At 32.7% G+C, this 19,281-nt stretch carries 20 protein-coding genes and 1 pseudogene; 7 read left to right on the forward strand and 14 right to left on the reverse strand.

Annotated features, from left to right (window positions below; genetic code table 11):
- Positions 1-108: 108 nt before the first annotated feature.
- Genes KA828_RS07120 through KA828_RS07130 form a run of 3 tightly spaced genes read right to left on the reverse strand, consistent with a single transcriptional unit; the run spans position 109 to position 2,145 of the window.
- Positions 109-642, reverse strand: a complete 534-nt coding sequence (locus KA828_RS07120; protein WP_053030364.1) for an acyl-CoA thioesterase — start codon at positions 640-642, stop codon at positions 109-111.
- 32 nt (positions 643-674) lie between these two features.
- Positions 675-1,922, reverse strand: a complete 1,248-nt coding sequence (locus KA828_RS07125; protein ID WP_210125913.1) for an aminopeptidase — start codon at positions 1,920-1,922, stop codon at positions 675-677.
- 13 nt (positions 1,923-1,935) lie between these two features.
- The gene (locus tag KA828_RS07130; protein ID WP_075108584.1) at positions 1,936-2,145 is read right to left on the reverse strand and encodes a DUF1128 domain-containing protein; all 210 of its coding nucleotides are present in this window, start codon (positions 2,143-2,145) and stop codon (positions 1,936-1,938) included.
- A gap of 141 nt (positions 2,146-2,286) precedes the next feature.
- Between KA828_RS07130 and KA828_RS07135 the strand changes: the two genes are divergently transcribed.
- The 3 genes from KA828_RS07135 to KA828_RS07145 all read left to right on the forward strand — a co-directional run bounded on the left by KA828_RS07135 (position 2,287) and on the right by KA828_RS07145 (position 4,441).
- A complete protein-coding gene (locus KA828_RS07135; RefSeq protein WP_075108583.1) occupies positions 2,287-2,751 on the forward strand; it encodes a low molecular weight protein-tyrosine-phosphatase in 465 nt (154 codons plus the stop codon).
- 5 nt (positions 2,752-2,756) lie between these two features.
- On the forward strand, positions 2,757-3,041 hold the full coding sequence (locus tag KA828_RS07140) for a YtxH domain-containing protein (RefSeq protein WP_210125915.1): 285 nt from the start codon (positions 2,757-2,759) through the stop codon (positions 3,039-3,041).
- 188 nt (positions 3,042-3,229) lie between these two features.
- Positions 3,230-4,441 (forward strand): YihY/virulence factor BrkB family protein, encoded by a 1,212-nt coding sequence (locus KA828_RS07145; protein ID WP_210125917.1) that lies wholly within the window; start codon positions 3,230-3,232, stop codon positions 4,439-4,441.
- Positions 4,442-4,878: 437 nt separating this feature from the next.
- Here the strand turns inward: KA828_RS07145 and vraR are convergent, their stop codons facing one another.
- Genes vraR through KA828_RS07165 form a run of 4 tightly spaced genes read right to left on the reverse strand, consistent with a single transcriptional unit; the run spans position 4,879 to position 7,653 of the window.
- A complete protein-coding gene (gene vraR / locus KA828_RS07150) occupies positions 4,879-5,508 on the reverse strand; it encodes a response regulator transcription factor VraR (RefSeq protein ID WP_070855030.1) in 630 nt (209 codons plus the stop codon).
- The gene (gene vraS, locus KA828_RS07155) at positions 5,498-6,544 is read right to left on the reverse strand and encodes a sensor histidine kinase VraS (RefSeq protein WP_075108581.1); all 1,047 of its coding nucleotides are present in this window, start codon (positions 6,542-6,544) and stop codon (positions 5,498-5,500) included. Before vraS ends, vraR begins: the two co-directional genes overlap by 11 nt.
- A complete protein-coding gene (gene vraT / locus KA828_RS07160) occupies positions 6,541-7,242 on the reverse strand; it encodes a cell wall-active antibiotics response protein VraT (RefSeq protein ID WP_053030371.1) in 702 nt (233 codons plus the stop codon). Before vraT ends, vraS begins: the two co-directional genes overlap by 4 nt.
- Positions 7,243-7,266: 24 nt before the next feature.
- Positions 7,267-7,653, reverse strand: coding sequence for a hypothetical protein (locus tag KA828_RS07165; RefSeq protein ID WP_107630255.1), 387 nt, complete (start codon positions 7,651-7,653; stop codon positions 7,267-7,269).
- A gap of 187 nt (positions 7,654-7,840) precedes the next feature.
- On the opposite strand from KA828_RS07165, the gene KA828_RS07170 reads away from it, so the two are divergent.
- Positions 7,841-8,851 carry a HoxN/HupN/NixA family nickel/cobalt transporter gene (locus tag KA828_RS07170; protein ID WP_210125919.1) on the forward strand — a complete coding sequence of 337 codons (1,011 nt, stop codon included), beginning with the start codon at positions 7,841-7,843 and terminating at the stop codon, positions 8,849-8,851.
- Positions 8,852-9,233: 382 nt separating this feature from the next.
- Here KA828_RS07170 and map read toward each other — a convergent pair whose 3' ends face one another.
- Positions 9,234-9,986, reverse strand: coding sequence for a type I methionyl aminopeptidase (gene map, locus KA828_RS07175; protein WP_053030374.1), 753 nt, complete (start codon positions 9,984-9,986; stop codon positions 9,234-9,236).
- Positions 9,987-10,133: 147 nt separating this feature from the next.
- Between map and KA828_RS07180 the strand changes: the two genes are divergently transcribed.
- Entirely contained in the window at positions 10,134-11,123 is a 990-nt protein-coding gene (locus KA828_RS07180; RefSeq protein ID WP_210125921.1) for an FUSC family protein, read from the forward strand.
- A gap of 72 nt (positions 11,124-11,195) precedes the next feature.
- Here the strand turns inward: KA828_RS07180 and gatD are convergent, their stop codons facing one another.
- The gene (gene gatD / locus KA828_RS07185; protein WP_053030376.1) at positions 11,196-11,918 is read right to left on the reverse strand and encodes a lipid II isoglutaminyl synthase subunit GatD; all 723 of its coding nucleotides are present in this window, start codon (positions 11,916-11,918) and stop codon (positions 11,196-11,198) included.
- A gap of 2 nt (positions 11,919-11,920) precedes the next feature.
- Positions 11,921-13,231, reverse strand: coding sequence for a lipid II isoglutaminyl synthase subunit MurT (gene murT, locus KA828_RS07190; protein WP_210125924.1), 1,311 nt, complete (start codon positions 13,229-13,231; stop codon positions 11,921-11,923).
- 194 nt (positions 13,232-13,425) lie between these two features.
- Here murT and ftnA point away from each other — a divergent pair, with 194 nt between their 5' ends.
- Both ftnA and KA828_RS07200 read left to right on the forward strand, forming a co-directional pair.
- The gene (ftnA, locus tag KA828_RS07195; RefSeq protein WP_053030378.1) at positions 13,426-13,926 is read left to right on the forward strand and encodes an H-type ferritin FtnA; all 501 of its coding nucleotides are present in this window, start codon (positions 13,426-13,428) and stop codon (positions 13,924-13,926) included.
- A 297-nt stretch (positions 13,927-14,223) separates the two neighbouring features.
- Entirely contained in the window at positions 14,224-14,775 is a 552-nt protein-coding gene (locus KA828_RS07200; protein ID WP_210125926.1) for a 3'-5' exonuclease, read from the forward strand.
- Positions 14,776-14,836: 61 nt separating this feature from the next.
- Here KA828_RS07200 and dinB read toward each other — a convergent pair whose 3' ends face one another.
- From dinB to KA828_RS07220, 4 genes and pseudogenes are all read right to left on the reverse strand, one after another.
- A complete protein-coding gene (gene dinB, locus KA828_RS07205) occupies positions 14,837-15,907 on the reverse strand; it encodes a DNA polymerase IV (protein WP_053030380.1) in 1,071 nt (356 codons plus the stop codon).
- Positions 15,908-16,008: 101 nt separating this feature from the next.
- Positions 16,009-16,556: pseudogene (locus tag KA828_RS07210) on the reverse strand (DUF3267 domain-containing protein).
- A gap of 129 nt (positions 16,557-16,685) precedes the next feature.
- Complete coding sequence (gene rlmD / locus KA828_RS07215) at positions 16,686-18,047, reverse strand: 23S rRNA (uracil(1939)-C(5))-methyltransferase RlmD (RefSeq protein WP_210125928.1); 1,362 nt, start codon at positions 18,045-18,047, stop codon at positions 16,686-16,688.
- A gap of 101 nt (positions 18,048-18,148) precedes the next feature.
- Positions 18,149-19,141 carry a diacylglycerol kinase gene (locus tag KA828_RS07220; RefSeq protein WP_053030383.1) on the reverse strand — a complete coding sequence of 331 codons (993 nt, stop codon included), beginning with the start codon at positions 19,139-19,141 and terminating at the stop codon, positions 18,149-18,151.
- Positions 19,142-19,281: the final 140 nt, after the last annotated feature.

Below are 19,281 nucleotides of genomic sequence, written 5' to 3' on the forward strand. Positions count from 1 at the left end.
CCGCATTTCTCTTAGAACCAAATAAATTTACGCTAACATTATTTTATGTGGTGCTTATTTATACTCTTTTAAACTATACTATCTATATTGCAAGCCGCTTCACACAGTTTAAATTTCTTCAATATGTTGCGCGTTTGATAAAAATTCGATAGTACTTTTACTTTCTTCTCTTCTATCTTTACGACGTTGAACACGTTTAGGTGCACTTTCGTAAAACCATTTTTCTATTTTTGTTTCTGGATAAACATCTGGTACTTTGACTGGTTTCCCATTATCATCTAATGCAACGAAAGTAAGGAAACTTAAGGCTGCTAAATGCTTTTCTTTATTTAAAACATCTTCAATGATAATTTGTACACAAACTTCCATTGAACTCGTACCTGCATAACTGACCATTGCTTCATAAGAAGTTATATCTCCTGTTTTGATTGGTCTTAAAAAATCAACCGAATCTGTTGAAGCTGTTACTACTTGAGCGTTAGCATGTTTCATTGCTGTAATAGCTGCTATTTCATCTATATTAGCCATCAATGACCCACCAAACATTGTGTGATGATGATTGGTGTCTTGAGGAAATACTTGCTTAGCTTTAAAACTTTTCGATTCAGACATTGATTTTCGATTATCTTGAGAATTTGACATGCGTTATACCTCTTTTATATTAATTTCTATTTTTATTGTGCCCAATTACCATTTTTAAACACTAATTCTTTAGAGCCATCCTGTTTAATTCCATAAATCGTTAAATCAGCACTACCTATCATGAAATCAACGTGCACATTTGAGTCATTTAAGCCACTGGCAACTTTTTCTTCCGTCGTCATTTCTGTACCACCTTCAACATTAAAGCCATATGCCGAACCAATAGCTAAATGGCACGATGCATTCTCATCAAAAAGTGTATTGTAAAAAATAGTATTACGATTTGAAATTGGAGAATCGTCAGGTACTAAGGCAACTTCACCTAATCGTTTAGCCCCTTCATCTGTGTTAATCAGATCTCTAAGTACCTCTTCGCCTTTTTCCGCTTTGAAATCTACAATTTGTCCATCTTTAAACGTTAATGTAAAGCCATCAATAATTGTACCATTATAACTAAGTGGTAATTTATTCGTCACGTATCCATTGACATTATTACGATCAGGAGCTGTAAAGACTTCTTCAGTTGGTATATTCGCTATAAATGCTTGTTGATTACCATTTACATAGCTTGTAGCATCTTCCCATATATGTCCTTTAGGAAGACCAACGACTAAGTCCGTTCCATCTGATTGATAGTGTAAGGCTTTATAATTTTTGTCTTGCATTTGTTTAGCATGTACACTTAAGTTTTCGATATGCTGCTTCCAATTTTCAATAGGATCATTTCCATCAATTCTTACGATATCAAATACCTCATCAATAAATTTCTCCAGTGCAGCTGTTTCGTCTAATTCTGGATAAACACGTTTCGCCCAATCTTTAGAAGGAAAGGCTGCAACTACCCATGGAAATTGATTCTTTTGACTTCCTTCCATATAACCTTTGAATGCATGACTATAATTCATTTGATATGCTTTCAGTTTTTCTGCATCTATACCGTTTAATAAGTTAGGGTCTCCGCTTAATAAGGCTAAATTAGCTGCACCACGATTAGCATAATCCATTCGTTCGTCTACTTCATATGATTTTACAGCTTGATGTTCAAAATAATCGACCGATTCATATTCGAACTTAAGTCTATTTAATCTAGAATCAGCATATACAACTTTAACGTCAGAAGCCCCTGCTTTATAAGATTCTTCAACAATTAATCGCGTCAACTCGATAGCATCCACTGAAGATCTAATAAACACAGGTTGTTTAGGTTGTACGTTCATGCCAATTTTCACTAATAATTCTGCATATTGTTGTAATTTCTCGTTATAACTTAATGAAGTCATATGCGCATCCTCCTTAATCTTGACGTAAGTTGCCTAATTCGTCAGCAATCGCTGTCACTTCACTTGGTGAAAAAGAATCTTTAGACATTACAAAATTGTATATTTCCTCTACATCTTGTTGATTGGCTTCTTCAAATTTATCAGGATTTAATAATCCTTGATTAACGATGTTTAACTTTTTTCTAATCTCTGCAATCATTTCTTTATTATTATTTTGAGTCACGTTATCACCTCTTTAATACAATATTTTATCAAAGTATGACGATTTAACAAACTTTTATCGAATAAAGTAATATTATGTCTTTATAAAATTTTAAAATAACTATAAAATGGTTTATATATAACAGATTAGGGGGAATAGAGTATGGTAGATATAGCATTTGTATGTCTTGGAAACATATGTCGCTCTCCTATGGCTGAAGCAATCATGCGTCAACGCTTGAAAGATAGACATATTTCAGGTGTTAATGTTTATTCAAGAGGCACTGGCAAATGGAACCTTGGAGAACCGCCTCATGAAGGTACTCAAGATATTCTTAATCGCCATAATATACCTTTTGATGGTATGATTAGTGAGTTGTTTGAACCGAATGATGATTTTGATTATATTATTGCCATGGATCAAAGTAATGTTGATAATATCAAAAACATCAATCCTAACCTAAAAGGGAAATTGTTCAAATTACTTGAATTTAGTAATATGGAAGAGAGTGATGTACCAGATCCTTACTACACAAATAATTTTGATGGTGTATATGAAATGGTACAATCATCTTGTGATAATCTAATTGATTTCATCGTTAAAGATGCAAATTTGAAAGAGGGGTAAATGAAATGGAAAACAAATTAATTCCTGGTATTCTAATAGGTGCACTTGTTGGTGGTGCTGCTACGTTAGCAGACAAATCAACACGTAATGCATTAGTTCAATCTGTAAAAGATATTAAAGAAGGTAATCGTTCACGTAAACCTTCTAAATTTAATTCTATTAAAGACGAAGTTTTATATTGGAAAAATACAATTGAAGAAATTCGTCGTAATAATCCAGAATTAGAAAAATCAATTAAAGATGCGAAAGATACTTTCGTTAACCGTAAGAATAACCGCATTGGTCAATAATTGATTGCTTACGATTGCTACATTGTCTAACATGTTAGCGATCTTAAGCAATAACTAAAAGTGAATCATATCAATTTTGATTTTCACTCATAGTAAAGCGGGACAATGAAATCTTTTAATATAACAGGTTTCTGTCCCGCTTCTTTTACTTTTTATTTATGTATGTGGTTAAAGCAAAGGAGATTGTTATGTCAAAAGAAAATAAATCGAACTCAAAATATCTTAACTCTATTAAAGAAGAACAAGAGAAGAATCAAGATAAAATAAATGTTGATCGTACATATGTCGAACCACAAGAATTTCAATCTAAAGAACCCAAAAAAGATAATCAAGTCTTTTTTGTATCACGATTAAATAAACCAGCTAAATATACAAAGAAATCTAATTTTCTCTCATATTTAATCTATCGTATAGGAAAAGATGATGCATCAGGTTTAGCTGCACAAATGACTTATCATTTTGTATTAGCTATGTTCCCTATGCTGATCTTTTTATTAACTTTATTACCACTATTCAACTTAGATCAAAGCCAAATTACTGGTTTACTAAGTAACGCACCCGCTGACACGTCTAGTCTAATTCAAGGTGTCATTAGCGATGTCACTAAAAATTCAAGTGGCGGTTTACTATCTATCGGGTTAATCTTAGCAATTTGGTCAGCTTCAAATGGTATGACTGCAATCATGAACTCATTTAATGTTGCTTATGATGTAGAAGATAATAGAAATGGTATTCTATTAAAGTTATTAAGTGTTGTATTTACAATTGTGTTAGGTGTAGTATTTTTAGTAGCTATGGCACTACCAACAATGGGTTCAGTTATCGCTCATTTCTTATTTGGTCCCCTAGGATTAGATGATCAAGTCAAATGGGTTTTCAGTTTAATTAGAATTGTACTTCCATTAATCATTATTTTGATTCTTTTTACAATTCTATACTCAGTAGCGCCAAATGTTAAAACGAAATTAAAATCTGTTTTACCAGGGGCGATATTCACATCGGTTATCTGGTTAATTGGATCTTTCGCATTCGGTTTCTATATTTCTAATTTTGGAAACTATTCAAAAACATACGGAAGTATCGCAGGGATTATTATCCTTTTAATTTGGTTATATTTAACAAGTTTTATCATCATCATAGGTGCCGAAATTAATGCAATTATTCATCAAAGACACGTGATTAAAGGCCAAACGCCTGAAGAAGCAGCATTAGACCATGATGATAATAACCAAAACCACTACAACGAAGATACAACTTATGAATATAAACAAACAGCAACTGGTAAAGATGAAAACTACAAAGTTGATAAAGATCCAGAAGATAAAAATGAAGAAGACGCTTCATTAACTGAGAAAATCAAAGATAAATTCACTAACAACGACGATGATACTAAGAAGTAATATTCATTAAACAAAAAGAGACTGGGACATCATTCCTAGAGAAATAGCCAGTAAATGAGTTTTAACTAATTCATTTACTGGCTTATTTATTTACAATACTCTGAATTGTTGGCTCGCAAGGCTCGTGCCTGTAGTCCTCTAAAGAAATGCTTAGATGAACATTTACTCATTCTGTTGTTATGCTCCCCTAGGAGTCTCCGTAACTCTGTTTCGTAATCTATCTTAGAACTATTTACGTAAGTGTGTAAACACTTAAGTTCCTCAACCCCAGCTTGCTTTGTTTGTATATTATCATGTTGAAAATCTCTTTGCTGGTGCCCCGCACACAACGTCACTCGTAGTTCATCTTTAGCATTTCTTACATAAGTGCGCTAGCACTTATGTTCATTAATAATCAACGCAAGCGTCTCGTTAAAATACTTTCTATTTTTATGATTTTATTGAATTAAATTATGTTGGAATGCATAAATTACAGCTTGCGTTCTATCTTGCACTTCTAATTTACTCAATATATTACTTACATGTGTTTTTACAGTTTTAATTGTGATATGAGAAGCACTTGCAATTTCTTGGTTAGAATAGCCTTTAGCAATTAATAATAAAATTTCCATTTCTCGTTCAGTCAACATTTCATATAGCTCTGCACGTTTTTTCATTCTATTACGCATTTTAACTAAAACTTCAGGTTCGAATACAGATTCTCCATTATACGTTTTACGTACTGCATCTGCAATATCGCTCGCACTGGTTGTTTTTAATATATAACTATCTACACCAGCATCTAAGGCTCTGTATACCTCTTTATCTTCAATAAAACTTGTTAACATAACGACTTTAATATGTGGTAAATCTTTTTTTATTTGAGTAGTAGCTTCTACCCCATCCATGTCATCCATTAATAAATCCATGAGAATTAAATCCGGTTTAAGTTCATGCGCTTTCGCAATTGCATCTTTACCAGACGCCCCTTCTCCAACTATTTCAATATCAGATTGTGTTGATAAATAACTTGATATCCCAATTCTAACCATTTCATGGTCATCTACGAACAAAACTTTAATCGCCATAATTATCATCCTCCTTATTTAATGGTGCCTTTACTTCTATTCTTGTTCCAGAATCTGGCAATGATACGATATGGAATGTCGCACCGATTTCTAATGCACGTTCTCTCATATTTTTCAATCCATAGCTTTGTTCTAATTTCTCATCAACATTAAAACCTTTACCATTGTCTTGAATTCGAAGTAATAAATAATCTTGTTGGTTAAATAATTCAACCGTCACTTTTGTACCGTTAGAATGTCTCAATGTATTAGAAATCGCTTCTTGCGTTATTCTAAACAAATGATCTTCTATGCCTTTAGGCACCTTGAAATCTTGTATATCGTGAATCACTTTCATAGGCACTTTCTTCTGTAAATCGATGACTAAGTCTTTAATACCTTCACCTAAAGATTTATCTTTTAAGCCTAAAGGTCTTAAATGAAGTAGCAGTGCACGCATTTCTAATTGTGATTCTTGAACCATTTTCTCTAAGACTGGAATCTGTTGGTCAAGTGGTGCCTCTAATTTTGTTTCTTTGATTGCAGATAACATCATACTTGCTGCGAAAAGTTGTTGACTAACGGAGTCATGTAACTCTCGAGCTAACCTTTGACGTTCATCTTCAATGATTTTTTTAACTTTAACATCATTCATATTGTAATTTTCATTAGTTAAATTTTGTGTTTTCATTCGTAAACGATGTAGTTCTTGGTTTAGCGGAACTAACGTTTGATAAATATCAATTGTTTCATTGTAAAGCTCAATATTTTGATCGTTAATACCTACCGTTTCACCTTCTATAGCATGTTCAATCTGTGATTTAATCCACGTATTTTGTTGATTAATTTTGTATGCGAGAATTGAACCTACGATGATACAAAGTAAAATGATAACTAAATTTAAAAATAAGAATACAGGTATACCAAAAATTTGTGTATAAAACATACCTTGAAAATAGATAATATTAACAAATACTTTATCTATAAATAAGAACGCGGTTAACATGCTATAGACGAGTATAAGCATTGAACCGATAGCTCTTAAATAGTGATTCATCGATAAATCACCTCAACATCTCCGATAAATGTTGAAACATAGATATTGACGTTATAATTTTCTTCTTTGGGCTTCTCTTCAACCTGGATATGGTTATTCTCAACTTTATAAGATTGGCCATTTAAGTATGCATTTCCATATAAAGCAGCCATGTGTAAGTTAATATTATAATTCAATGGTACCACTAACTGAATTTTCCCTAAAATATGTCTTACAACAATTGTATTATTTTCTTTAATATTCGCAGCTTTAGTCATATCAATGTGAATGTCCCCAACACCATGTTGAATTTGCACATCTTCCCATTTATACACATACACTGGCGTGCGTTGCTCACCAAACCATTTTTGCTTTATAAACTGAGGTGATGTTACTTCATCCTCTGAAGCAATTACTTTCAATGGTTTAAATTTAAAAATAAGATATCTTATAATAACAATAACCAGAAAGACAAATAAAATAATAATAGTATATTTATTTGAAAGTAAAGTAAACGCTATAAGTAAGGCACCAATCCAAAACGCTAAGAGACCCCTTACTTTATGAAAGTAAAGGTAGCCTACATAAACTAATATACATCCTAAAAGTAATACGAATAGATAACCTATTTTTTCAAAAAAGATGTAATAAAAATTTGCAATAATCATTAAAGCGGTAAATATGATTAATAATTCTGTCGAAATATATTTTCGAGTCAATGTGTCGCCTCCTATCCCTCTTAATTAAGCTACTACACTCATTTGTTCAATTATGTCACATTCGCCTTGAGTTGTAATTTTTTCTTTAGAACAGCGATGTATATCTGCTTCAATTCTTGCACAATACGCTTCGAATAAATCCAGTTGTTTTTTAAGGCTTTCAATTTCATAATTATTAATTTCCTGAGCATGTTTAATGTTATAAGTATTAGTTATATCAATATATTTATTTTCTAATGTTGCAGATAAACTGTCAATCAACTTATTCATTTGCGTTTTCTTAGCTTTTAAATATTCAATATAATTTTCAATGTTTTTTAATTTTTCATCTAAACTAATTTGATAATCACTAATGTTTCGTTTAATAATCACTTTAAGAAAATGTTTTAAATATAAGTCCATATAATTCATAGAACCACCTCGTCCTTGATTAAGCTTAATTATAGTTCAAAGTGGTATAAACGCCCATAGTCTATGGGACCATCTTGTTCTCATACTTTAGTACGATGTTTCTTCATTTCATTATAAACTTAATTTTATTTTTACCATTTTTAAGTGTATGATTAAGTATATTTATTCTAGAAAGAAGGTAACATCAATGACTCAAGCACATCATCGTCTGAATTGGCTCCCCTACATTCTTATCGTTATTTTTCTGCACATTTTAGGTTTCAGTTTCCTTTGGTTAGCAAATTCTAACCATCTACTTCTAGGTATGGGTATCCTTGCATATACGCTGGGATTGCGTCATGCATTTGATGCCGATCACATTGCTGCGATAGACAATACTGTACGTAAATTATTACAGCAACAACGTAGTCCTGTCGGCGTAGGCTTTTATTTCTCCATTGGACACTCTACAGTCGTCTTTCTTATGTCTGTTTTCTTAGGCATTTCTGTAAAATGGGCAAAAGACGCGTTGCCACATTTTCAAGAAATTGGTGGTATTATTGGTACAATCGTTTCAGGAAGTTTTTTAATTCTAATTGGTATATTGAATCTAATCATATTAGTATCCTTAATTACGCTATTCTTAAAATTAAAAAATGAACGTATAAATGATAATAAGTTAAATGATTTATTAGAGGCACGTGGATTGATTTCTCGTATTGTTGGACCCTACTTTAAACTCATAAGTCGTAGTTGGCATGTCTTGCCTCTTGGTTTTTTATTTGGCTTAGGATTTGATACTGCAAGTGAAATTTCTTTACTTGCGTTATCTTCTGGTGCGTCTCAACAAGCAATTTCATTTATAGGTATCTTATCCTTGCCCATACTATTTGCTGCAGGCATGAGTTTACTTGATACGTTAGATGGTATATTGATGACCTCTGCCTATAATTGGGCCTTTTTCAATCCTATTCGGAAAATTTATTACAACATTACAATTACTGCCATCTCAGTTATCGCTGCATTGTTAATCGGTACTACAGAGTTGCTTCAAATCATAGCAGAAAAATGGCAATTAAGTGGCACTTTCTGGACATTTATCGCAAATATCCAGTTTGATTATTTTGGTTATATTCTGGTTGTTTTGTTCTTAACAAGTTGGCTCATTTCCTCTTTAATATGGAAATTTGGCAAAGTTGAACAACGATGGACCAAGTAAGCATGTTTCAATACGTTTGTATTATGAATACAAAGGTTGTTTAAATTACCTGAGACGACAAGTGAAGGTCGCATAGTTAACATATCTTTAATTGGTAGTCACATTATCCATCTCTTAATGAACGATACAGGCACGTACAAGCGGATGAATACACACGTTTATACCAGTCATTGATAAGTGTCATTAAATCGCACTTAAGAAAATGAACAAACCCGTTTGCATTTTAAAAGCAAAGTAAATATAAAAAAGACAATTTCTATAGTGAATGCACTCATAAAGTTAGATTTTAAGATTAACTATTAAGGTGCGTATCAAAACTCACTAGAAATTGTCTTTTTACTTATCTATTCACGTTTAGCCAATTAAAGATTTACTTCTAAAATTAGTCTATTTTAGTCGTTAATAATGGACCATCTTTAGTAACGATAACCGTATGTTCAATTTGGGCTACGTAACTTTTATCTCTTGTTTCAAATGCCCATTCATTCTTACCTTCTGTTACGAATGTTGCTTTAGAAGAAATAAACGGTTCTACTGCGATTACAACCCCTTCTTTAAGCAACGTTTTATCTTTAGGGTCATAATAGTTCATTACATGATTAGGTGCTTCGTGTAAAGATTGACCTACGCCGTGTCCTGTTAAATTTTTGATGACAGTTAAATCATTTTGACGTGCAGTTGCATGCACAGCTTTACCAATATTACTTAATTTAGTTCCTGGTTTAACCTTTGCCATCGCATTTTCAAATGCCATTAATGCAACGTCACATACTTTTTGTTTAAGCGGATCACTTGCTTCACCCACAACAAACGAAATACCAGTATCTGCGTAATAGCCATTTTTTAATGCTGATACATCAATATTAACTAAATCGCCTTCACGAATGATTCGTTTACCTGGAATTCCATGTGCAACTTCTTCATTAACACTAATACATGTTTGTCCAGGGAAATTCTCATCATGAATAGGTGCTGAAATAGCGCCATGTTCTTCAAATAAATCTTTAGCAATATTGTCTAATTCTTTAGTTGTGATGCCAGGTTTAGTAGCTTCTTGCATCGTATCCCTAACCTTAGCACAAATGTAACCTATTTCTTTTAAGGCTTGTAATTCTTCTTCTGTTTTTACAATCATAATATCCCGTTCCTTTTTAATTGTGATTACATCTTATTATACCAAAAAAATTTTGATATACTAAACATACAAAAAATGAAGTGAAAATAATTTACTTATTAAAGAAACATATTAATGTTATTTTCGTACAACGAGAGGATTTATCATATGGATAAATGGTACAAAAGAATTATTGGCGCTAGAACCATTAAAACTGGTTTAGCCACTTTTTTAACATCGCTATTTTGTTTGATGCTTAATTTAACTCCTATCTTTGCGATATTAACAGCTATTGTAACAATCGAACCCACAGCCAAAGCATCATTAAAAAAAGGGTACAGAAGATTGCCAGCGACAGTCATTGGCGCATTATTCGCTGTTATTTTTACATTTATTTTTGGAGATCAATCAGCATTAACCTATACATTTAGTGCACTGTTCACCATTTTAGCTTGTACAAAATTAAATTTACAAGTTGGTACGACCGTTGCGGTATTAACATCAGTTGCTATGATACCTGGTATACACGATGCCTATTTCTTTAACTTCTTCTCAAGATTATTAACAGCGTTGATTGGTTTGGTCACAGCGGGATTAGTTAATTTTGTTGTTCTTCCTCCCAAATATTACCAACAAATTGAGGATAATCTAACACAATCAGAATATAAAATGTATGAGTTGTTTTCATCAAGATGTAATGAATTATTATTAGGAAAATTTGATTCAGATGATAGTAATAATTTATTAAATAAGCTAATGGGTGTGATTAACAAATCTGAGACATTAACTGGTTATCAAAAAGATGAATTACGCTACCATAAGAACAAGGAAGATGAGTGGAAACGGTTGAAACAGATTTCGAACCGTTCATATATTGACCGATTACTCGCTACCCATCTATCAAATATCATTTATTTACCTAAGCATATTCATTTAGTATTTACGCTTGAGGAAAAAATGGCAATTATTAAAATCAGTCATAGTGTCAATAATATAGTCAATAGCGATCATTTCGAACCACATCGTTCATCTGCATCAACACTTAAGTCTTCTGTCAAGCGATTAGAAGAGTTTGATCAAAATCAAATAAAAAGTCATATCATTTATGAAATACTTTTAATTTATAAATTATTAGATAGTAGATACAATGACAAATAAACCCAAATAAATAAGACGTACTGGCTTCATACGAAGTTCCAGTACGTCTTTTTACTAATTAATAGTCAACTATTATTTATTCTTAGATGAACGTTCAATAATAACACGCTTAGCTGCTTCTTCTTCAGTGTTATCTAGTTGTTTAGGTTCAAACGGTATACCTTTACGTTCACAAGCTTTTTCTAATAAATAATCCGTGATTTCATGATTTTTAGGTAAAATAGGTCCATGTAAATAGGTACCTAATAAGTTTTTATAGTGGATACCTTCTTGTTTATCCTCATCATTATTTCCATATCCTACTGTAACGTGTCCTAACGTACCGTAATGATGATGTGTACGTCCACCATGATTCTCAAAGCCAACTATTGTACCAAATGTATCACTCTCAATGACGATATCGCCAGTTAATCGTTCAGTACGTGATTCAGTATAAAAATCTAATATACCTAATCCTTCAAGTTCAGTGCCATCAGGAGTAATATATTTTGTTCCTAAGAATTGGTAGCCGCCACAAATTGTCAAACCTGGCATACCATCTTCAATTGCATCTTTAAGTGTGGTCTTCATTTTGCTTAATTCTTTAGTCGCAATACTTTGTTCTCTATCACTTCCACCACCAATAAAGAAGATGTCACAGTTATCAAGCGTCACACCTTCAGTTTGGTTAACCTCAACAACATTTAATTGAATATTACGTTTCTTTGCTCTTTGTTTGAGTGCAATAATATTTCCAATATCACTATATAAATTTAATTTGTCTGACATAAAATGATAAACGGTTAATTCATTCATATTTATTGCCCTCCTGTAAATGAACGATTAAGTTGTTCTAACATCGGAGATAATGACGTGTAGTTAGGAATTGCGACTGTAAATCCTTCATAGTTCATAGTCAATGCTGTTGCTTTATAGATGTCCTTTTCAAGGATGATAGGCACAGTCACTTCAGCCAATTTCAGACGTAGTTGCAATTCTTCAGCTCGAGTTCCTGTTACTATAATCGTTTCTATATTTTGTTCGCTTAACTTCTCAAAATCAGCGTCATAAATCCATGACGTATCGCGACCATCTGCCGCATTATCATTCAAACTAATAACATATACCTTCTTACCTTCCAATTGTTCGCCCACAGACAAACTTGCATTCATGCCAGCGGGATTCTTAGCAAGGTTAATCATAGCCTCTTTATGATTGAGTTTGAAATACTGCATACGTCCATTATCTGATGTGTATGATTCAAAACCTCTTCGAATCGAATCATCATTAAGACCTAATTCTCTTAATACTGTATATGCCGCTAATGCATTATACGCATTAAAGTCACCGGCAATTTTCATATTAAATGTAGTATCACCAATATTTAATTCTAAGAATGGAGATGCAGAGAATGATGTTACTTCGTATTTCGGTAATTCTCGTTTGAATCCACATGAACAATGGTAATGACCAATTTGGTTATAATGAATGTAATCATATACTAATAGTTTGCCACAATTAGGACAATATTTACTCTCATTCATTGTACTTTGCTCAAATTCATGTGCATGTGCTTTCATGCCATAATAGACAATCGAATCACTAGCGATTTTGAGTCGACTAACAAAAGGATCATCTGCATTAAGTAACAATTTGATTCCCTTATTACTAATAGACTTCGCAATATTATTTACCATTATATCGATTTCACCAAAGCGATCCATTTGATCACGGAAGAAATTTGTAAAAATCATCATTGATGGTGTCACTTCTTTTAATACACGTGGTATTGAACCTTCATCAATTTCAATGACAGCTACTCTAGTATCTTTAGTGCTTTGCATGATAAAAGCAGATGTTATACCTGCCGCCATATTAGCACCTTCATTATTATGTATGATATCAATGTGATTTGCTTTTAAAGTATGTCCTATAAGATTAGATGTAGTCGTTTTACCGTTCGTTCCGCTAATAAAAACGATATCATCAACTTTTGCAGCTAATTTTCTTAATATATTTTGATCCACTTTGCGGGCAACTTGTCCAGGTAAGTCAGTACCTTTTTTCCCGGCAGCGATACTAGCCTTACGTGCCAATTTCGCTAAGTGCGTTGCAGTCCATTGTCTCATGTGCTTCCTCCTCATATAAATCACTTGAATAATTATAACACGTAACGGGTATAACAAAAAACATTCTCAATTAAAAATAACAAGTTACATCCTAGATTATAATAATTATTATTTACTAATGAGAATAGATTTGTTATACTCTTTATGAACAAAGACAAAATAAATGACAAATTTTTAATAGAGGTGACTTAATTATGTTAAGTAAAGACTTGTTAGAAGCACTTAATGATCAAATGAACCATGAATATTTCGCAGCGCATGCTTATATGGCAATGGCAGCTTATTGTGATGACGCTTCATATGAAGGTTTCGCTAATTTCTACATTCAACAAGCTAAAGAAGAACGTTTCCACGGTAAAAAAATCTATGATTACATTAATGACCGTGGTGAACACGCTGAATTCAAATCAATTCCAGCACCTAAAACTGAATTCAAATCAATCCTTGAAACATTTAAAGATGGATTAGCACAAGAACAAGACGTAACACGTCGTTTCTATAATTTATCTGAAATTGCTCAAAAAGATAAAGACTATGCTACTATCTCTTTCTTAAACTGGTTCTTAGATGAACAAGTGGAAGAAGAAGCAACTTTTGAAACACACATTGATTATTTAAATCGTATTGGCGATGACTGCAATACATTATATTTATATGAAAAAGAATTAGCAGCACGTTCATTTAATGAAGAATAATGCTTTCCTTATTAAAGCCAGACACGATATAGATAAGACTATATCTGAAAATAATCGATAGTTGACTGCTACTGGAAAGGCACTTAACTCAAGCTTTTTCAGTTCTAGTCAACCTTGCATGCGGGCCCTAGCTAAAAGCATTTCACTAAGAAATTCTACAAGCTAAGCAAGCTGGGAGTGGACAACGAATTTTAAAAGAATTCTGTCCACTCCCTTTTTTAATTGTGCAACATCCTGGAAATGTTTTTATACTACTACTAAAATGAAAGCATCTATACATGAAAGGATGGTGTAAATATGGATAATGCTTTTATTGCATTAGACTTTGAAACAGCAAATGGTAAACGTACAAGTATCTGTTCTGTTGGTATGGTTAAAGTTGTCAATAATGAGATTGTTGAATCCTTTTACACTTTAGTCAATCCATTTGATTATTTCTCAAAGACGAATATAAATGTTCATGGTATTACACCTGAGGATGTCAATAATGCGCCGAGTTTTGACTATGTATATCCCTATATGATGCAATTTATTGATAACTTACCTGTTGTTGCACATAATGCTGCCTTTGATATGAATGTACTTCACCAAAGTTTAAAACAATTAAATATTGAAACTCCGTCAATGATTTACTTTTGTTCATATCAACTTGCTAAACGTACGATTAATGCATATCGTTATGGTCTTAAACATTTAATGAATCATTATCAATTAGACTTTCATGGTCATCATGATGCGCTCAATGATGCCAAAGCATGTGCAATGATTACATTTAGATTATTAAAGCATTATGATAATTTGCAAAGTATGCTCCAAATTTATGGTAAAAATTTAAAAGATAAAGGCTAGCGCATGATGTGAAATGTATTTTGATAAGCAAAGTACATTTTATCGGCATTGACCTTTATCTTTAAATAAAATCATAGATTGTCATATTTTTATATGTTGATTGTTCTAAATTCCCTACTGTGACACCAATTAACCTTATTGGAATATCGGGATCCTTTAATTCGTTATATAAATCATAAGCAACATTGTATATATCAATATCACTATTAACCGGTTCTCTTAAGCTTCTTTGTTTTGAAAATGTTTCATACTGATATGTTTTTAATTTAACTGTTACAGTGCTACCTGATTTTTGCAATTTAGTTAAACGTTCTGCTGTTTTTCCAGATAGTTCCCATATCTTCTGCAATATGACTTCATCATCATTGACATCAGTTGAAAACGTGCGTTCAGTTCCCACGGATTTACGCACTCTCTTCGCTTTCACTTCACTATGATCAATACCTCTGGCTTTCTGATATAAGCCACGACCTCTTTTTCCAAACCAACGTATTAAGTCAAATTCTGTTTTATCATATAAATCTTTCCCTGTGTAGATATCATGATGATGCATTACTTTTTTCGAGGCTTTGCCCACACCTGGAAAGTCACCAATATCTAAATTCATTAAAATATCATTTACATTATTATAATCTATAACCATCATGCCATTCGGTTTGTTCATACCACTTGCTAATTTTGCTAGGAATTTATTATACGAAACACCTGCAGATGATGTTAAACCCGTTTGTTCAAAAATATCACGACGAATAAAGCTTGCAATTTTTGATGCCGGTAAGTCAGATCTGACTAAATGTGTAATATCTAAATATGCTTCGTCGAGTGACATTGGCTCAACGATATCTGTGTAACTTTTAAATATAGACATAATAATAGCAGAAGCTTCTCTATAGGCATCAAATCTTGCACTGACATAATAACCATTGGGGCATAATTTATGGGCTTGAGACATTGGCATTGCAGAATGAACACCATATTTTCTCGCTTCATATGATGCAGTAGAAACCACGCCGCGTGTACTCGCCTTCCCACCAACGATCACTGGTTTCCCTTTTAATTTAGGATTGTCTCGCATTTCTACTTGCGCAAAAAAGTAATCCATATCTATATGTATAATTCTTCTTTCAGCCATTGTCTCACCTCTTTAAAAAATAAGCCTCAACGTAATTATAATGTGAAATCCTTCAAAACTCATGAAATGTGCACATATATAATCATATTGAGACTTATGATTTATTCAAACTCATTATTAACTTGTATAGGACGCTGATAATACATGATTAATCCTTCATCGGATAGATGAATGTACTCAAATTTATTCGTAAACGTAATACCTACTAGATATAAATCTATTAGACAATACCCGAAATGAATACTTAACATGATGATAATTGAAGAGTACGTATAATAACTAAATATCAACATTAATAGACCAGTAATGATGACCATTGGAGCTAACATAATTGTGCAAAATTGCCACTTGTTAAAACATTTTTTGAAATATGTACTAATAGAAATCCTTTTTTATATTTTAATTTAGGCTGTTCACCCTTTGAAAAAATAAAAAACGAAAGTCTGTGAATCAATTCATGTAATCCTAAAATAACAACAAAACCTAAAAATCCGTAGAGTAAATTAGCTAAAAAAGTTTGCTCATGAATAGTTGTAAACATAAACGCCCACTTGTATGTAAACAATATCATAAATAAAACCACGACCAATTGGGTTGTAATAAACTTAGGTAAATTGATTCGACTAGGCGAAAAATCAAATTTTTGCACAAAAATGACCTCCAATCTTTCTTAATTTCAACCATAGTATACACAGTCTATATCGAGAAAAAAACCTTTTCTATAAGATTTAATGCGCTGTAATCATTTCTTAATATTCGTATTATGAAATATCACGTATCATTTTCTTTCAAACAATGCTACTGTTTCTACATGTGTTGTTTGTGGGAACATGTCGACCGGTGTAATTTCTTTCAACTCATATTGTGTGTCTAAAATTTGTGCATCCCTTTGTTGCGTTGAAGGGTTACATGAAATATACACAATACGCTTAGGATTAAGTTTCAGTAAAGTTTGTAAGAATGTTTCATCACAGCCTTTACGCGGCGGGTCTACCATTACAACATCCGGTCTGATACCTTGTTGTTTCCATTTTATAATGACTTCTTCAGCTTTACCACAGACAAAAGTTGTATTTTCAAATCCATTTAAAGTCGCATTTTGCTGTGCATCCTTAATCGCAGATGGCACAACTTCAACACCGTACACATGTTTAGCTACTGGTGCCATGTATAAACCTATCGTACCAATACCACAGTATGTATCGAGCACTGTTTCTTCTCCTGTTAACTGCGCATACGCTATTGCTTTTTGATATAATTTCTCAGTTTGAGATGAATTAATTTGGTAAAATGATTGATCACTAATCTTAAATGTTGTATCGCTAAGTTGATCTACAATTCTGTCTTTCCCATATAGTGTTATAGATTGTTGACCCATAATAACATTAGAATGGCTGTTATTAATGTTTTGCTTAATACTCGTAATGTTAGGAAATGTTTGTTTTAATTTTTCCACTAGAATTGAAGCGTCTTTAAAATGTTTTCCATTGGTTACAAAGATAACCATCATATCATCAGTATAATAGCCTGTGCGAATAACTAGATGTCTTAACAATCCACTTTTAGTACGTTCATTATAGATACTAATACGATATTCTTTAATCCATTGTTTAACGTGATTCATAATATCTTGCTGAATATCATCTTGGATTAAACAACTATCCATATCAATAATATCGTGACTTCGTTGTCGATAATATCCCATGATTGCTTGTCCATTTTTATCGGTACCAATAGGTAGTTGTGATTTGTTTCTATAATGCCATGGATTATCCATTCCAACAGTTTTATGAATGGTTGTATCGGTAAATTGTGCTTTTCTATGGAAGAGATTAATCACTTGTGATTGTTTCATTGCCAATTGCGCTTCATAAGTCATATGTTGTAATTGACAACCACCGCACTTCCAATAATATTTGCATGGTGGTTCAACGCGATGCTCACTCGATTTCATAACTTGAAGTAGTTTGCCTATCGCGAAATTTTTCTTTACTTTGATAATTTTATATTCTATTTTTTCTCCAATTAACGCATTTGGCACAAAAATTGGGTAACGATCGATTTTGATAACACCATGCCCTTCGTGCGTTAAATCAACAACATTACCATGGTTAATTGCATTTTTACTTATTGTTTCCATTATTTCACCCCACATAAAAAGAGGTTGGAGTAGTTTAACCTAGGTTTGTTTTTCATACCCAAGATATTAAAACTATTGCTCAACCTCTTCAACTGTATAAATTACTCTGATATTTCATTATTTCTTATAATCTCTTCATTTGATGGTTTTTCTTCAATGATACCATCTTCAACTTGCTGATCTTCAGTTAACTCCTCGTTGTATATATCCTTTGGTGTACATACTTCGATATGACGCTTTAAATTCAAAAAATTAGCTGGTAATTTACCGCCATATTCTCCATCTACATTCAATTGCATTTCTGTAAATGATGAAATATTAATAGATGTTGCCTTTTCATAGATGACTTTTGGATGTTTGATGTGTTCTCCGCGAGACGCTAATGTCATGATATGTCCTAATTCAGCCAAGTTAGCCTTTTCAACAATAATCAATGTAAAATGACCATCGTCTAATTTCGCGTCCGGAACTAATTTCTCAAAGCCTGCCATAGAGTTCGTAAGTCCTAATAAGAACAATAATGCTTCACCTTGAAAGACTTGATTATCATATTCTATTCTTAAATCTACCGCTTTCATTTGAGGTAACATTTCAAAACCTTTAATGTAATACGCGAAAGGACCCACGATAGACTTTAAGCGACTTGGCGTTTCATAGGATACTTGCGTTAATTGTCCGCCGGCTGCTAAATTGATAAAGTAGCGGTTATTCATCTTACCAATATCAACTTTCGTTGTATGATTATCAATGATGACATCAACCGCCCCCATAATATCGCTTGGTAGATGTAAGGCTCTACCGAAATCATTCACCGTCCCCATAGGAATAATGCCTAATTTGGGGCGATTAGGTTGCTCCGCGATACCATTTACCACTTCATTAAGCGTGCCATCTCCACCAGCAGCTATGATAATATCATAATCTCTTTTAAGTGCACGTTCCGCTTCAAGTGTTGCGTCTCCTTCACGCTCTGTTGCATAAGCACTTGTTTCGTAACCGGCACGTTCTAATTTTATTAAAACATCTGGTAAAGTTCTTTTGAAGAGTTCCTTTCCAGAAGTTGGATTATAAATGATTCTTGCACGTTTTCTCATAAATTATCCCTCATCTTTTTATACATATTCTTATATTAAATGATTTATAAGAGAGTTGGAAGTATTTAAATCAACAAACTTTGAAATACATCCTATATATTATCAGTCATATGGTGATTGTAAATCTTATATTACACCGG

The organism is Staphylococcus sp. GDY8P85P (genome assembly GCF_017892405.1).
Lineage (GTDB): Bacteria > Bacillota > Bacilli > Staphylococcales > Staphylococcaceae > Staphylococcus > Staphylococcus borealis.

Coding starts and splice junctions, on each gene's coding strand:
- KA828_RS07135 (WP_075108583.1), top strand. CDS start 2,287: ATGGTAGATATAGCATTTGTATGTCTTGGAAACATATGTCGCTCTCCT.
- vraS (WP_075108581.1), bottom strand. CDS start 6,544: ATGAATCACTATTTAAGAGCTATCGGTTCAATGCTTATACTCGTCTAT.
- KA828_RS07120 (WP_053030364.1), bottom strand. CDS start 642: ATGTCAAATTCTCAAGATAATCGAAAATCAATGTCTGAATCGAAAAGT.
- KA828_RS07145 (WP_210125917.1), top strand. CDS start 3,230: ATGTCAAAAGAAAATAAATCGAACTCAAAATATCTTAACTCTATTAAA.
- murT (WP_210125924.1), bottom strand. CDS start 13,231: ATGAGACAATGGACTGCAACGCACTTAGCGAAATTGGCACGTAAGGCT.
- ftnA (WP_053030378.1), top strand. CDS start 13,426: ATGTTAAGTAAAGACTTGTTAGAAGCACTTAATGATCAAATGAACCAT.
- KA828_RS07125 (WP_210125913.1), bottom strand. CDS start 1,922: ATGACTTCATTAAGTTATAACGAGAAATTACAACAATATGCAGAATTA.
- map (WP_053030374.1), bottom strand. CDS start 9,986: ATGATTGTAAAAACAGAAGAAGAATTACAAGCCTTAAAAGAAATAGGT.
- KA828_RS07180 (WP_210125921.1), top strand. CDS start 10,134: ATGGATAAATGGTACAAAAGAATTATTGGCGCTAGAACCATTAAAACT.
- KA828_RS07220 (WP_053030383.1), bottom strand. CDS start 19,141: ATGAGAAAACGTGCAAGAATCATTTATAATCCAACTTCTGGAAAGGAA.
- KA828_RS07170 (WP_210125919.1), top strand. CDS start 7,841: ATGACTCAAGCACATCATCGTCTGAATTGGCTCCCCTACATTCTTATC.
- KA828_RS07165 (WP_107630255.1), bottom strand. CDS start 7,653: ATGAATTATATGGACTTATATTTAAAACATTTTCTTAAAGTGATTATT.
- dinB (WP_053030380.1), bottom strand. CDS start 15,907: ATGGCTGAAAGAAGAATTATACATATAGATATGGATTACTTTTTTGCG.
- KA828_RS07140 (WP_210125915.1), top strand. CDS start 2,757: ATGGAAAACAAATTAATTCCTGGTATTCTAATAGGTGCACTTGTTGGT.
- vraR (WP_070855030.1), bottom strand. CDS start 5,508: ATGGCGATTAAAGTTTTGTTCGTAGATGACCATGAAATGGTTAGAATT.
- KA828_RS07200 (WP_210125926.1), top strand. CDS start 14,224: ATGGATAATGCTTTTATTGCATTAGACTTTGAAACAGCAAATGGTAAA.
- gatD (WP_053030376.1), bottom strand. CDS start 11,918: ATGAATGAATTAACCGTTTATCATTTTATGTCAGACAAATTAAATTTA.
- rlmD (WP_210125928.1), bottom strand. CDS start 18,047: ATGGAAACAATAAGTAAAAATGCAATTAACCATGGTAATGTTGTTGAT.